The organism is Neisseria sp. WLZKY-1 (assembly GCF_046546535.1).
Classification (GTDB): Bacteria; Pseudomonadota; Gammaproteobacteria; order Burkholderiales; family Neisseriaceae; genus Neisseria.
In genome coordinates this window covers 28,742-43,583 of the sequence record NZ_JBKGTW010000009.1, presented here as the reverse complement: position 1 = coordinate 43,583, position 14,842 = coordinate 28,742, and the positions used below count along the sequence as shown (strand labels likewise).

At 63.3% G+C, this 14,842-nt stretch carries 8 protein-coding genes; 5 read left to right on the top strand and 3 right to left on the bottom strand.

Annotation, left to right across the window (positions count from 1 at the left end; all coding sequences use genetic code 11):
• Positions 1-145 precede the first annotated feature (145 nt).
• Both rbbA and rep read left to right on the top strand, forming a co-directional pair.
• Positions 146-2,914: a ribosome-associated ATPase/putative transporter RbbA gene (gene rbbA / locus ACLD9W_RS04340; RefSeq protein WP_410840866.1), complete on the top strand. Its 2,769-nt coding sequence runs from the start codon at positions 146-148 to the stop codon at positions 2,912-2,914.
• 135 nt (positions 2,915-3,049) lie between these two features.
• Positions 3,050-5,062, top strand: coding sequence for a DNA helicase Rep (gene rep, locus ACLD9W_RS04335; protein ID WP_410840865.1), 2,013 nt, complete (start codon positions 3,050-3,052; stop codon positions 5,060-5,062).
• Positions 5,063-5,472: 410 nt separating this feature from the next.
• On the opposite strand, the gene ACLD9W_RS04330 is transcribed toward rep, so the two are convergent.
• Complete coding sequence (locus tag ACLD9W_RS04330) at positions 5,473-7,212, bottom strand: potassium/proton antiporter (protein WP_410840885.1); 1,740 nt, start codon at positions 7,210-7,212, stop codon at positions 5,473-5,475.
• 159 nt (positions 7,213-7,371) lie between these two features.
• Between ACLD9W_RS04330 and ACLD9W_RS04325 the strand changes: the two genes are divergently transcribed.
• Complete coding sequence (locus tag ACLD9W_RS04325; RefSeq protein WP_410840864.1) at positions 7,372-8,463, top strand: hypothetical protein; 1,092 nt, start codon at positions 7,372-7,374, stop codon at positions 8,461-8,463.
• Positions 8,464-8,720: 257 nt separating this feature from the next.
• Here ACLD9W_RS04325 and ACLD9W_RS04320 read toward each other — a convergent pair whose 3' ends face one another.
• Positions 8,721-9,395 carry a cytochrome b/b6 domain-containing protein gene (locus tag ACLD9W_RS04320; protein WP_410840863.1) on the bottom strand — a complete coding sequence of 225 codons (675 nt, stop codon included), beginning with the start codon at positions 9,393-9,395 and terminating at the stop codon, positions 8,721-8,723.
• 291 nt (positions 9,396-9,686) lie between these two features.
• Here ACLD9W_RS04320 and recC point away from each other — a divergent pair, with 291 nt between their 5' ends.
• Both recC and ACLD9W_RS04310 read left to right on the top strand, forming a co-directional pair.
• Entirely contained in the window at positions 9,687-12,896 is a 3,210-nt protein-coding gene (gene recC, locus ACLD9W_RS04315; RefSeq protein ID WP_410840862.1) for an exodeoxyribonuclease V subunit gamma, read from the top strand.
• A gap of 158 nt (positions 12,897-13,054) precedes the next feature.
• Complete coding sequence (locus ACLD9W_RS04310; protein ID WP_410840861.1) at positions 13,055-14,374, top strand: murein hydrolase activator EnvC family protein; 1,320 nt, start codon at positions 13,055-13,057, stop codon at positions 14,372-14,374.
• 129 nt (positions 14,375-14,503) lie between these two features.
• Here ACLD9W_RS04310 and ACLD9W_RS04305 read toward each other — a convergent pair whose 3' ends face one another.
• The gene (locus tag ACLD9W_RS04305) at positions 14,504-14,767 is read right to left on the bottom strand and encodes a glutaredoxin family protein (protein ID WP_410840884.1); all 264 of its coding nucleotides are present in this window, start codon (positions 14,765-14,767) and stop codon (positions 14,504-14,506) included.
• Positions 14,768-14,842: the final 75 nt, after the last annotated feature.

Genomic DNA, 14,842 nt, shown 5'->3' with positions numbered 1-14,842 from the left:
CGCGCCGCCTTTTGCCGCCGCAGCGGCGCGGCGGTTGGCTCGGCGCGTTTTTTTCGCTATAAAGGCCGTGCAGCGCACGCCGCTTTTTCAGACGGCCTCAAACAGGCCGCCCTTTCCGAAAAATCCTCCCCTGTAAAGTTTTCCCATGAATGCCGTTTCCATTTCCCGTCTCTCCCACCGTTTCGGCAAAACCCAAGCCCTCGACGATGTGTCGCTCGACATTCCGCGCGGCATCACGGTCGGCCTGATCGGGCCGGACGGCGTGGGCAAATCGACGCTGCTCTCGCTGGTGGCGGGCGTGCGCGTGATTCAGGGCGGGCGGGTGGAAGTGCTCGGCGGCGATATGGCCGACAAAAACGTGCGGCGGGAAATGTCGCACCGCGTGGCCTTTATGCCGCAGGGTTTGGGGCGCAATCTTTATCCCACGCTCACCGTGGCCGAAAACATCGATTTCCATGCGCGGATGTTCGGCCTGAACGCCAAACAGCGGCAGGAGCGCATCCGTCGGCTCACCGAGGCCACGGGGCTGCTGCCGTTTGTGGATCGTGCGGCGGGCAAGCTCTCGGGCGGGATGAAGCAGAAGGCCAGCCTGTGCTGCGCGCTGGTGCACAGCCCCGATTTGCTGATTCTGGACGAGCCGACCACAGGTGTTGACCCGCTCTCGCGCCGCCAGTTTTGGGCTTTGGTGGACGACTTGCGGCAGGAACACGCGGGCATGACGGTGATTGTCGCCACCGCCTATATCGAAGAGGCGCAGCAGTTTGAACGGCTGTTGGCGATGGATGCGGGGCGGCTGCTGGAAAACAAGCCCACCGCCGAGGTGTTGCGCGAATACGGCGCGGACAATCTCGAAGAAGCCTATATCAAAATGCTGCCGCCGGAAAAACAGCAGGGCTCGGGCGGCTTGGAACTCACGCCCTTTGTACCCGTGCCCGACGCGCCGCCCGCGATGGAGGCGCACGGGCTGACCAAGCGTTTCGGCAGTTTCACCGCCGTCGACCATGTGAGTTTCACCATCCAAAAGGGCGAGATTTTCGGCTTTTTGGGCAGCAACGGCTGCGGCAAGTCCACCACCATGAAAATGCTTACCGGCCTGTTGGAAGCCACCGAGGGCACGGCAGAGATTTTGGGGCGGCCGGCCAGTGCGGGCGGCATCGAAACCAAAATGCGCGTCGGTTATATGTCGCAGGCGTTTTCGTTGTATGAAGAATTGAGCGTGCGGCAAAACCTGCAACTGCACGCCGAGCTTTACGATATGGGCGACAGGGGCGCGGCGGCGGTGGCCGAAGCGCTCGAACAGTTCGACCTGGCCGGGGTGGCCGATACCGCGCCCGCCTCGCTGCCCTTGGGCATCCGCCAGCGCCTGCAGCTGGCCGCCGCATGCCTGCACCACCCCGAAATCCTGATTCTCGACGAGCCGACCTCGGGCGTCGATCCCGCCGCCCGCGATATGTTCTGGCGGCATCTGCTGAAACTGTCGCGGCAGGACAAAATCACCATTTTCGTGTCCACCCACTTTATGAACGAGGCCGGGCGCTGCGACCGCATTTCCTTTATGCACAAAGGCCGCGTGCTGGCCGTCGGCACGCCGCAGGAGCTGGTGCAGCGCCGCCATGCCCCCGATTTGGAAGAGGCGTTTGTGCGGTATCTGATTGATGCGGAAGCGGAAGATGGCGGCGGGGAAAAGGTTTCAGACGGCCTCGAAGCGGACAGGCTGTCTGAAAACGTGGTTTCGGAACAGGCAGAAAGGCCGTCTGAAACGCCGAAATTCGACACCACCTCTTTCCGATACTGGTTTTCCATGGTGCGCACCTTTGCCGTGCGCGAGGCCAAGGAGCTGCTGCGCGACCGCATCCGCCTCTTCTTCGCCGTATTCGGCCCGCTCATCATGATGGCCGCCGTCTCCTGGGGCGTGTCCTTCGACGTGCAAAACCTCAAATACGCCGTCTACGACCAAGACCAATCCGCGCAAAGCCGCCAACTGGCCGAATACTTCGCCGGTTCGCCCTACTTCGCCGAACAGCCGCCGATACGCAGCGCCGACGAAATCGACACCGTCCTGCAAAGCTCGCGCGCCGTCCTCGTCATCGACATCCCAAGCGGTTTCGGCCGCGAACTCGAACGCGGCCGCGCGCCCGAAGTCGGCTTCTACATCGACGGCGCCATGCCCTTCAACGCCACCACCACGCGCGGCTACATCCTCGGCCTGCTCGCCGCCTACGGCAAAGACCGCATCGCCGCCACCGGCCTGCCCATTTCCCTCGAAGCCCCCGCCGCCGTCGAACCCCGCTTCATGTACAACCAAGACTTCGACAGCATCAACGCCATCGCCCCCGGCGTGATGATGATGGTGCTGATGATGATCCCCGCCATGATGGCCGCCGTCGGCGTCGTGCGCGAACGCGAAACCGGCTCGATTGCCAACTTCTACGCCTCGCCCGCCACCGCCGCGCAATATCTGATCGGCAAACAACTGCCCTACATCGCCGTCGGCATGGTCAACTTCGCCGCCATGATGCTCATGATGCTGCTGTGGTTCGGCGTGCCGCTCAAAGGCAGCTTCGCCGCCCTCGCCCTCGGCACGCTGCTGATGGCCGCCGCCTCCACCGCCATGGGGCTGCTGGTGTCCTGCTTCGTCAGATCACAGCTTGCCGCCCTCTTCGCCGCCTCCATCATCGCCATGATTCCCGCCATGAACTACTCGGGCTTCCTCTACCCCATGTCCACCCTCTCCGGCGGCGGCTACGCCATCGGCAAAACCTTCCCCGCCTCGTGGTATCTCACCGTCAGCCTCGGCACTTTCGCCAAAGGCCTCGGCCTGCGCGACCTGCTGCCGCAATACGCCGCCATCTCCGCCTTTGCCGCAGGCTGCATCGCCCTGTCCTGCCTGCTGTTGAAAAAACAGGAAAAATAGCCTCCTTGCCCCCTTTCAGACGGCCTTCCGCAGCAAAAAGGCCGTCTGAAAGGTTTTCAGACGGCCTCCGCCGCAGCCGCTATAATCCGCCCCCTTCCCCATCCCGTTTCCCGACCTTTCAGACGGCCCCACACCATGCAGCTCAACCCCCAGCAACAGGAAGCCGTGCGCTATCTCGGCGGCCCCCTTTTCGTCCTCGCCGGCGCAGGCAGCGGCAAAACCCGCGTCATCACCGAAAAAATCGCCCACATGATACGCAACGCGGGCTACTCCCCCCGCCACATCGCCGCCATCACCTTCACCAACAAAGCCGCGCGCGAAATGCAGGAGCGCGTCGCCGCCATGCTCGGCCGCAGCGAAACGCGCGGCCTCACCGTCTCCACCTTCCACTCCCTAGGAATGAAAATCCTGCGCGAAGAAGCCGCGCACGCCGGTTTGAAAAAAAACTTCTCCATCCTCGACGCCTCCGACAGCGCGAAAATCATCGGCGAACTGCTCGGCAGCAGCGGCCGCGAACAAATCTTCTCCGCCCAACACCAAATCTCCCTGTGGAAAAACGACCTGCAAACCCCCGAACAGGCCGTGCAGGCCGCCGACAACAACTGGGAAAAACAAATTGCCCGGCTTTACGCCTCATACGCGCAAACCCTGCACAGCTACCAGGCCGTCGACTTCGACGACCTCATCCGCCTGCCAGCCCTGCTGCTGCGCGACTCCGACGACATCCGCCTGCGCTGGCAAAACCGCCTGCGCTACCTGCTCATCGACGAATGCCAGGACACCAACACCTGCCAATACGCCCTCATGCGCCTGCTCTGCGGCGCCGAAGGCATGTTTACCGCCGTCGGCGACGACGACCAGTCCATCTATGCCTGGCGCGGCGCCGACATGGAAAACCTGCGCCGCCTGCAAAGCGACTACCCGCAAATCAAAATCGTCAAACTCGAACAAAACTACCGCTCCACCGCCCGCATCCTCAAAGTCGCCAACCAAGTCATCCAAAACAACCCCAAACTCTTCCCCAAAACCCTGTGGTCGCACTACGGCATGGGCGACATCGTCACCGTCGCCGCCTGCCAAAACGAACAACACGAAGCCGAATGGGTTGCCGGCGAAATCGCCCGCCGCAAAACCGTCTCCGAAGGCCGTCTGAAATACACCGACTTCGCCATTCTTTATCGCGGCAACCACCAGGCACGCGTCTTCGAAGAAGCCCTGCGCGCCGCCCGCATTCCCTACCGCCTCTCCGGTGGCCAAAGCTTCTTCGACAAAGCCGAAATCAAAGACATCCTCTCCTACATCCGCCTCATCGCCAACCGCGAAGACGACCCCGCCTTCCTGCGCGCCGCCACCACCCCCAAACGCGGCATCGGCGACACCACCTTAGGCCGTCTGAACGACTACGCCAAATCCCATGCCGCCTGCCTCAGCGACGCCGCACAAAGCCCCGCTGCCCTCGAACCCATGCCCGAGCGCAACCGCCAAAGCCTCGCCGCCTTCACCGACCTTATCGACACCTACCGCCGCCGCGCCGCAAACGAAGACGCCGGCGCCCTCATGCAAAACCTGCTTGCCGACATCGGCTACGAAGCCCACCTATTGGGCAGCGAAGAAGGCAAAGCCGGCGAAATCAAATGGCGCAACGTGCAGGACTTGTGCCGCTGGCTGGCGAAAAAAGGCGAAGAAGACGGCAAAAACCTCCTCGAACTGGCGCAAACCCTCGCCCTCATGACCCTGCTCGAAGGCCGCGAAGACGAAGAAACCGATGCCGTCAAAATGTCCACCCTCCACGCCTCAAAAGGACTCGAATACCCCGTCGTCTACCTCGTCGGCTGCGAAGAAGGTCTGTTCCCCCACGCCGACAGCGTCGAAGAAGGCAACATCGAAGAAGAACGCCGCCTGATGTACGTCGGTATCACCCGCGCCAAACAAACCCTCACCCTCACCCACTGCACCAAACGCAAACGCCAGGGCACATGGCAGTTTCCCGAACCCAGCCGCTTCATCGCCGAAATGCCGCAGGAAGATTTGCGCATCATCGGCCGCAAAGGCGGCACCCCCCTCGTCAGCAAAGAAGAAGGCCGCAGCCGCCTCGCCGGCCTCAGCGCCATGCTCGCTGAAAAAAGCGCGGGCAAAAAAGGCATCTAGGGGCTGTTGACATTCAGCTTGCGAAGCGGTTTTTTGAGGAAAAATTCGCGGATGCAAGGAAAAAAGCACAGCAAGATTGGACATCTTGCGAGCATTTTTGACGCGGCAGGCGCGGATTTTTATCAAAAACACCGCCGCAAGGCTGATTGTCAACAGACCCTAGGCCGTCTGAAATACAAAAAGGCCGTCTGAAAACCCTGTTGTTTGGGGTTCAGGCGGCCTTTTTTGTTTCGGCTTCGTTGGGGGCTTTGTTTTCAGACGACCTCAGGTACGGCGGCAGGGTGTGTTGCGCAGCAACGCACGCGGTTTGGGCGTATTGTGGCAAACCGTGAAGGTGGACAAAAAGCCGCCTGAAATGCAGAAAGGCCGTCTGAAAGTTTGCTTTCAGACGGCCTCACCGTTTTGCGCGTTTACGCGGCACGCCCTGCTGCGCCTTCCTGCGGCATTTTCAGGCCGAGCAGGCGGATGCGGGCTTTGTTGTCGAGTTCCTTCACCGTGATTTCAAAGCCGTTCAAATCGATGCGGTCGCCCGCCACCGGCATGTCGCCGAAGCGTTCGCGGAACAGCTCGTCCAGGCGCAGGCCGCGTTCGCCCTCGCTGACGGGCAGGCCGTAAACCTCGGCCAAGTCGCCCACCACCGCGTCGGGGTTGAGGTTGAAGGCGCCGAAGAAGCTGCGCTCCTCGCTGCCGGCGGCGGCAAACTGCTTGGCGAAATCGTCGCCCAGTTTTTCGTCGAGGATAAACCACACCACATCGCCCGCCTGCATCTGCGTGCTGGGCAGCACGGCGACGGTTTGGTCGCCGCGCAGCAGGGCGAAGATTTGGCCGTCTGAAAAGCGGTCACGCGTCATGGCCGAAGGGTGGCTGTTTTCCGCGTCCGATCCCGCTTCCACTTTAAACGACTGCAAAGACACCGCCAGTTTGTCGGCCAGCCAGATTTCCCGCTGCGACAAAGGCTCGGGCTTGGGCGGCAGCACGACTTTGAGCAGGCGGGCGAAAAAGGGGATGGTCGTGCCCTGTATCAGCAGCGACAGAATCACCACGGCAAAAGCCACGTCAAACAGTTTCAGCGCATCGGGCACGCCGACCATCAGCGGCGTAATCGCCAGCGTAATCGGCACGGCGCCACGCAGCCCCACCCAGCTGATATAGGCCACTTCGCGCGGGTTGTAGCGGAAGAATTTCAGCGACGTCCACACGGCAAGCGGCCGTGCCACCAGAATCAGGAAGGCGGCGATCACCAGCGCATTCGCCCAGTTTTCCAACAGCCGCACCGGGCTAACCAGCAGACCCAGCACCAGAAACATCGTCGCCTGCGCCAGCCAGGCCAGGCCGTCCATCACGTTCAAAACGTGCTCGGTGGAGCTGTTGCGCGAGTTGCCGATGAACACGCCCGCCAGATACACAGCGAGAAAGCCGCTGCCACCCAAAAGGTTGGTGGTGGCGAACACCAAAAGGCCGCCCGAGGCGATAAGTATCGCGTACAGCCCTTCGGCCAGGCTGATGCGCTCCAAAATCCGCGCCAGCGCCTTGCCCGCCAGATAGCCGAAGAGCAGCCCCAAGCCGAGCTGTCTGGCCAGCAGCGTCGTCATTTCGGCAAACCCCGTTTCGGCCGGGTTCATAATCAGCCCGATCAGCGCGCTCACCAGCAGAATCGCCATCGGATCGTTGCAGCCGCTTTCCAGTTCCAGCGTCGCCAGAATACGCGAATTGAGGCGCACGCCGCTGCTGCGCATCAGGGAAAACACCGCCGCCGCGTCGGTCGAGCCGACGATGGCCGCCATCAGCAGCCCCATTTTCCAGTCGACGCCGAGAAAAAAGGTAGCAAACGCGCCCAAAAGCCCCACCGTCGCCAACACGCCCCAGCTGGCCAGCACCGCCGCCGGTTTCAGCGCCAGACGGAAACTGTCGGACTTGGTGCGCAGGCCGCCGTCGAGCAGAATCACCGCCAAGGCCAGCTGGCCTATCATGTTCGCGCCGGCGAAGCTGTCGAAACGGATGCCGCCCAAACCCTCGTCGCCCGCCAGCATGCCGACGCCGAGAAACACCAAAAGCAGCGGCATGCCGAAACGGGTGGACACGCGCGAAGCGATCACACTGATGAACAAAAGCAGGGAGATAATCAGAAACAGGGTATTGACGGCGTCCACGGAGGCGGGCTTTCTCGAACTATCGGCAAACGGATGGAAACAGGATAAAAATTCGGCGGATGTTAACACAGAAGGCGGCTTTTTCGCGGCAGAAGGCCGTCTGAAACGCTTTCAGACGGCCTATAATACCGCCCGTTTTTCCTTTCAGACGGCCTCCTTATGAGCAGAATCGTTTTCTCCCCCGTTACGCCCGCCGACGACGCCGAACTGCGCGCCCTGCTCGCACGCAACGTCATGGAAGGCGGCATCAGCGTCAGCTTCCGCCGCGAACCCTCCTATTTCGCCGCCGCAGCCGTTCAGGGCGAGAGGGCGCAGATTTACAAAGGCTGCGATGTCGAAGGCCGAATCGTCATGCTCGGCAGCCGTTTCAGACGGCCTGCCTACCTCAACGGCACACTGTGCGACACCGGCTATCTGGCCGATTTGCGCATCGACAAATGCCACCGCAACGGCCTGCACCTCTACCGCGGCTACCGCGTGCTGGCGGAAAAAATGGCGGCCGAACCGCTGGCCGCCGAAATCACCATGATTCTGCACGACAACGCCGCCGCGCTCTCCACCATCGCCGCCAACCGCGCGGGCATGCCGCGCTACACGCCGCTGGGCATGGTGCATACCCCCGTGATCGGCCTGACCCTGCCGCGCCGCGCCCTCGATATGCCCGGCATCGAAATCCGCGCGGGCAGGCCGCAGGATGCTGAGGCGCTGTTTGCCTTTCTCAACCGCGAACACGCGCGGCGGCAGTTTGCCCCGCACTACCGTGCCGAAGATTTGGCACAAGGCCGTCTGAAAGGGCTGGGCATCGGCGATTTCCTGCTGGCCTTCAAACAAAACCGTCTCGTCGGCGCGCTGGCGGGCTGGGATCAGCACGCCTTCCGCCAAATCCACGTCGAGCGCTACAACGGCGCATGGCGCATCGGCAAACCGCTGTACAACGCCGCCGCCCGCCTGCTGCGCCTGCCGCCGCTGCCGCCTGAAGGCGGACAGATGCGCCACGGCTACATCGCCGCCCTTGCCGTGGAAAACGACGACCCCGCCGTTTTCCGTCTGCTGCTGCGTGCGCTCTACCGCGCTGGCAGGCGGCGCGGCTGGCACTATATGGTCGGCGGCCTGCACGAAAACGATCCCCTGCTGCCCGAGCTGGCGGCCTATCCGCACATCGCCGCAGGCGGCCGCCTGTTTGCCGTTTCCCTCGGCGAACCGCCCAAGCTCGATGGCCGCGTGCCGTATATCGAAGCGGGGGCTTTGTAGGGGCTGTTGATATTCAGCTTGCGAAGCGGTTTTTTGCGGAAAAATTCGCGGATGCAAGGAAAAAAGCGCAGCAAGATTGGACATCTTGCGAGCATTTTTGACGCGGCAGGCGCGGATTTTTACCAAAAATACCGCCGCAAGGCTGATTGTCAACAGACCCTAAGGTTGTTGTCCGTTTGCCTGCCGTAACAAAAAGGCCGTCTGAAAAAGCAAATCCTGCTTTCAGACGGCCTTTTGCCGTGTCGTTTAACGCACGGCTAACGGCGCAGCAGCCACACCAGCGCCACGTTTGCCGCCGCCATCAGGGCGGCGGCGCAAAAGGCCGAGCGTCCGGCAAAACGCGGCCGCACCGCGTCGGCAGACGCCTGCGTTTGGCGGCCGGTAATCATCGGCGTGACGAGATTGCGTTTTTTCGCCACGCGGTAAAACAGCACCGCCGCAATGTGCAACACCGCCAGCGCGGCGAGCAGGCGGGAGAAGCGGATATGGACGGCGCGCACGGTTTCGCCTGCGTCCGCGCCGATCCAGCCGTTGAGATAGCCGTTGTTGATAAAGGTGTTGCCGTCGGCGGCGAAGAGGCCGGTGGCCGTCTGAAACAGCACGGCAGCCAACATCAGCACCACCATCAGGCCGCCGAGTGGGTTGTGGCCGGGATGGCGGTTTTCGTCCCACTGCCCGCGCAGATAGGCGGGCACAGCGCGCGGGCGCACAAAGCGGGCAAAACGCGCGGTGTCGCTGCCCCACAGCCCCCAGCACAGGCGGAAGATAATCAGCGCCGCCACCAGCAAGCCGCAGCGCAGATGCCACGCCAGCCACAGGCCGCCGCTTTTGGCGCTGAAAAACATAAAGGCCAGCGCGGCGGCCAGCGTCCAATGGAACAGGCGGGTGGGCAGATCCCAGATTCTGATGCCCTGCCGTGTGTCCTTAATCATGTTTGTTCCTCCCGAAACGGAAAAACAGCCCGTCGGACGGGCTGTTGCGGATGGGGTTTGCTGCGGCTCGCGCGCTCAGAACCATTCTTTCTTGCCGATAACGTAGGTCTGCTCGAATTCTTCGGGCGTATTTCATTTACGGCGGCGGATTATAGCAAAGCGCCATAAGGTTTGATAAATGATCATTCGCGGCGCAAAACCGCGTTTTCGTTTTTTCAGACGGCCTCCCGCTGCCATCGGCCGCCGCTCTCTATATATAATACGCGGCTTTCCCGTCTGCGAAAGATTGCCATGCTTAACCTCTACCAGTCCAACCGCCTCGAAGATTTGGCCGCCATGATGCACAAAGTGCAGCAGAGCCGCCCGCTGCCGCAGGCGTTGGCGGCGGAGGAAGTGATGGTGCAGAGCCAGGGCATGCGCCGCTTTGTCGCCCGCTATCTGGCGCAGCAGGACGGCATCGCGGCCAACATCCGCTTCTCTCTGCCTGCCGGTTTCGCCTGGCGGCTGATGCGCGACCTGCTGCCCGGCATTCCCGAACTGAGCCCCTTCGACACCGAAGTGATGCGCTGGCGGCTCTTGGGTCTGTTTGTTTCAGACGGCCTCAATGCCCCGGAGCTGGCGTCGGCCAAACAGGTGCTGTCGGGCTATCTTGCGGGCGGCGAAACGGCGGCCTACCGGCTTGCCGGACAGATCGCCGACATTTTCGACCAATACCTCGTTTACCGTCCCGACTGGATAGACGCCTGGCAGCGCGGCAAACCGATCGGGCTGGGCGGCGACGAAGCCTGGCAGGCCGAATTGTGGCGCTTTCTCGACGACGGCCGCCAAAGCGCGCCGCACCGCGTCGAAATGCGCCGCCGCCTGAGCGCCGCCCTTGCCGCGCCGCCCGCAGGCGTGCTGCCCGAGCGCCTGTGCGTGTTCGGCATCGCCACCCTCGCGCCGATGTACCTGCAACTCTTGCAGGAACTCGCGCAACACTGCGAAGTGCACATCTTCGCCCTCAACCCCTCGGCCGAATACTGGGGCAACATCATCGAACCGGCGCAGATGCTGGAAAACCCCGAATATGATCCCGCCGCCGCAGGCCACCCCCTGCTCGCCTCGTTGGGCAAACAGGGGCGCGACTTCTTCAACGCCCTGGCCGACAGCGAATTGGCCGCCGACCTCTCCGTCTACCGCGACGAAGCCCTTTCAGACGGCCTCCTGCACCGCCTGCAATACGGCCTGCAAACCCTCGCCCTGCCCGACGGAAGCGCCCGCGCCGACGACAGCATCCGCATCGTTGCCGCCCACAGCCCCCTGCGCGAACTGCAAATTCTCAAAGAACACCTGCTCGCCCTGCTGGCCGAACATCCCGACTGGCAGCCGCACGACATCGCCGTCCTCACTCCCGACATCGAACCCTACGCCCCCTACCTCGAAGCCGTGTTCGGCCGCGAAAGCCCGCAGCCGCTGCCCTATTCCGTGTCCGACGTCAAACTCGGCCGCCGCCGCCCGCTGCTGGCGGCGCTCGAACAGCTGGTCGACATCTTCGACAGCCGCTTCGAAGCCGACAAAATCTTCGCCCTCTTGGAAAACGAAACCGTCCTCGCCCGCTTCGGCCTCACCCTCGAAGACCTGCCGCTGCTGCGCGACACCGCCGAACGCCTCAACATCCGCTGGGGCGCCGACGAAACCATGCGCGGCGGCGGCAGCGCCCTGTTCACCTGGCAGCAGGGGCTGGACAGAATCGCCCTCGGCTGGATGCTGCCCGACAACGGCAGCCTGTGGCAGGGCGTCAGCCCGTGGCACGCCGACCCCGGCCACACCGCCGTTTACGCCCGCTTCGCCGCCTTCATAGGCCGTCTGAAACACTGGCACGCCATCTGGCAGCAACCCGCAGACATCGCAGGATGGGCGGAGCGCATCCGCAGCCTTGCCGAAGACATATGCGAACCGGCCGAAGCCGACCGTGCCGCCGCCCAGCAGCTCGCGCAGGCACTCGCCCGCTGGCAGCAGGAAGCCGCCCTCGCCGGCTTTATCGGCGAACTCTCCGGCAGCGTTGCAAGCCTGCACCTGTCGAATTTTCTCGGCAGCCGCAGCGACGCCGGCTTCCTGCGCGGCGGCATCACCTTCTGCGGCATGGTGCCCATGCGCTCCCTGCCCTTCAAAGTCCTGTGCCTCATCGGCCTCAACGACGGCAAATTCCCGCGCGACACCCGCGCCGCCGCCTTCGACCTCATCGCCCGCCACCCGCGCAAAGGCGACCGCGCCCGCCGCGACGACGACCGCTATCTCTTTCTCGAAGCCCTCATCAGCGCGCGCGAACACCTCTATCTCTCCTACGTCGGCCGCGACATCCGCACCAACGAAGCCCTCGCCCCCTCCGCCCTCGTCGGCGAACTGGCCGACTGCCTCGCCGACATGACCGGACAAAGCGTGGAAGAACTAAACGCCGCCCTCGTCGAAAACCACCCCCTGCAAGCCTTCTCCACCCGCTACTTCGACGGCGGCAGACTCAGCTCTACCCGCGCCGACTACGCCGCCGCCCTGTCCGCCCCTCCTGCCAAACCCGCCCCCTTCTGCGGCACTGAATCGGAAAACGCAGACGGCGGCGCAGACATCCCCTCCGAAGTCGGCCACGCGGCCTTTCTCGACTTCTGGCGCAACCCCGTCAAACACTGGCTCTCGCACACACTCGACTGGCAGGCGCCCTATCTCGGCGGCGCATGGGAAACCGCCGAACCCTTCGAGCCGCCGCGCCCGCGCGACATCGCCGCCGCCTACCTCGACGCCCGCCTCAACCGCTGCGACTTCGCCGACACCGCCCAAGTCCTCGAAGCCCGCTCCCTGCTACCCGCAGGCGAAATCGGCACACTCTGGCGCGAACGCTGCGAAACCGCCGCCAAATCCCTCGACTCCGACCTCATCGCCAGCCCGCCCCTACCCGCCGCCCCCTATACCTTCATTTCAGACGGCCTCACCCTCTACGGCAGCCTCGACAGCCTGCACCGCGACGGTCGCATCCGCTTCCTCGACCACGCCCCCAACGCCCCCGAAAAAACCGTCCTCCTGCTCGAACACCTCATCTACAACGCCGTGCGCCCCGACAGCGCCGCCGACCTGCGCAGCCACTGGGTGCAGCCCGACCAAATCACCACCCTCCCCCCCATCCCGCAGCAACAGGCGCGCACCCTGCTTGCCGCCTGGCTCGCCTGGTGGCGCACCGGCCAAAGCCGCCCCCTGCCCTTCTTCGCCAAAACCACCCTCGCCGCCGCCGAAGCCCTGCTCCCCGACGGCAAAAAAACAGAAGAAGAACTGCGCCTGTCCGCCTACAAAGCCGCCGCCACCGCCTACTTCGGCGGCAAAAAAAGCACCGGCCAGTGCGACTACGCCGAAGTCGCCCAAGTCTTCGGCCGCGACGATACTCCTCCCGTCGACAGCGAACTCTTCTGGCTGCTCGCGGAAAACCTCGCCGCCCCCCTGCTCGCTGCCCTGTCCGACACCAAAGAGGCCGTCTGAAAGACGAAGCTCCCACAGTAGAAACACGGCGGCGGCAAAGCCGACAAATGCATGAGGCCGTCTGAAAACACATCGGCGTCAAGGTCGACGTCCCGCCCCGCCCCGCAGGAAAATTCCGCTATAATCCGCCGCTTTCCAACCGCCGGACAACCCGCTTCATGAACCTGCGCCCCCTGCTCCTCTGTACCCTCCTCTTCTCCGCCGCCCTCAGCGCCGCTCCCGAAGACGGCGGTCTCGACAGCATCCGCCAAGCCATCAGCGACACGCAGAACGACCTGCAAAAAAAACAGCAGGCACGGCAGCAGACGCAGCAGACCCTCGACAAAACCCGCGCCGCCCTGGCCAAAGCGCAGCAGGAACTCGCCGCCCTCACCCGCCGCCAGCGCGATACCTGGCAGAAACTGCAAACCCTGCAAAACGAACTCGACGGCCTCAAAAGCGAAATCGCCTCCGGCAAAGCCCAGCTCGCCCGCCTGCTCGGCGGCCAATACAAAAACCGCCGCAGCAACGCCGTCATCCTCTTCCTCAAAAACGCCGAACCCGGCCGCAAAGCCCGCTACCTCGAATACGCCCGCCAAATCGGCCTCGCCAACCAAAAAGTCGTAGCCGACCTCGCCCGCCAGCAGCAGGAGCTGCAACAGCGCGAAGCCGAAATCGACGCCGAACTGGCCAAACTCGACAAACTCAAAGCCGAAAAACAGGCCGCCCTCGGCAAACTCGGCAAAACCCGTTCCGCCGCCGAACGCGAAAACAGCCGCCTCGCCGCCGAAATCGACAAACAAAGCCAAAACCTCGCCCGCCTCAAAACCGACGAAGCCCGCCTCAACCACCTCATCGCCGAAATCGCCCGCCGCAACGCCGCCAAACGCAACCAGGAAGCCGCCGCCCGCGCCAAAGCCGCCCGCGAGCGCCTGGCAGCGGAAAAACAGGCCGCCAAAGTGCGCAAGCAGGCCAAACCCGCACCCGCCGACGGCAAACCCGACAACAAACCCGCCCCGCCCGCCGCATCCGAAGAAAAAAACAAACCCGCCGCTCCCGTTTCCACCCTCACCGCTGAAGACCGCGCCCTGCAAGGCGAATATGTCGGCAGTAGCGGCTTCTCCCGCCTGCAAGGCAGCCTGCTCCGCCCCGTCGGCGGCAGCATCGCCGGACACTTCGGACGCCCCCGCCCCGAAGGCGGCGTCTGGCGCGGCCTCTTCTTCGCCACCGCCCCCGCCCCCGTGCGCAGCGTCGCCGACGGCACAGTCGCCTTCGCCGGCAATCTCGGCAGCTACGGCAACACCGTCGTCATCGACCACGGCGACGGCTACACCAGCATCTACACCGGCCTCTCCTCCCTTGCTGCATCCGCAGGCAGCAGCGTCAAAAGCGGCAGCGGCATCGGCACCAGCGGCAGCACCGCCTCGGGCGAAGAAGGCCTGTATTTCGAAATCCGCTACCGCCAAAGCCCCATGAACCCCATCTCTTGGCTGCGCTGAGGCCGCTCCTGCCTGCGCGGGAATGATGTTTCCGAAAGCACGGATTCAGCAGAGGCAAAACGGCAAAAGGCCGTCTGAAAACGGGGTTTCAGACGGCCTTTTCGGCGGGAGACGTTTTGCCGGGCGGATTCAGACGGCCTTCGCCGCCAGATGCGCGCGCAGTTTGGCTTCGTCCAAATGCCAGTGGCAGATTTCCGTTTCGCCGTCGAGCAGCACGGGCACGAGTTCGTTGTATTTCTCTTCCAATAGCGGATCGTCGTCGACATCGAAGATTTCCAACTCAAAGCCATATTCTTCCTGCAAAGGTTTGAGCGCGTCGCGCATGGCGTGGCACAGGCTGCAGTATTCGCGGAACATCAGGGTCAGTTTCATGGCGGTTTCCTGTTTTTTCAGACGGCCGCGATTATACAGGCCGTCTGAAAGGCCGAATATGGCGGCACGGCGCGGGAAAACCTATAATGCCGCCTT

Bases quoted from the DNA above. Each gene is read 5' to 3' on its own strand.
- recC (WP_410840862.1), top strand. From the start codon at position 9,687: ATGCTTAACCTCTACCAGTCCAACCGCCTCGAAGATTTGGCCGCCATG.
- ACLD9W_RS04310 (WP_410840861.1), top strand. From the start codon at position 13,055: ATGAACCTGCGCCCCCTGCTCCTCTGTACCCTCCTCTTCTCCGCCGCC.
- rep (WP_410840865.1), top strand. From the start codon at position 3,050: ATGCAGCTCAACCCCCAGCAACAGGAAGCCGTGCGCTATCTCGGCGGC.
- ACLD9W_RS04325 (WP_410840864.1), top strand. From the start codon at position 7,372: ATGAGCAGAATCGTTTTCTCCCCCGTTACGCCCGCCGACGACGCCGAA.
- rbbA (WP_410840866.1), top strand. From the start codon at position 146: ATGAATGCCGTTTCCATTTCCCGTCTCTCCCACCGTTTCGGCAAAACC.
- ACLD9W_RS04320 (WP_410840863.1), bottom strand. From the start codon at position 9,395: ATGATTAAGGACACACGGCAGGGCATCAGAATCTGGGATCTGCCCACC.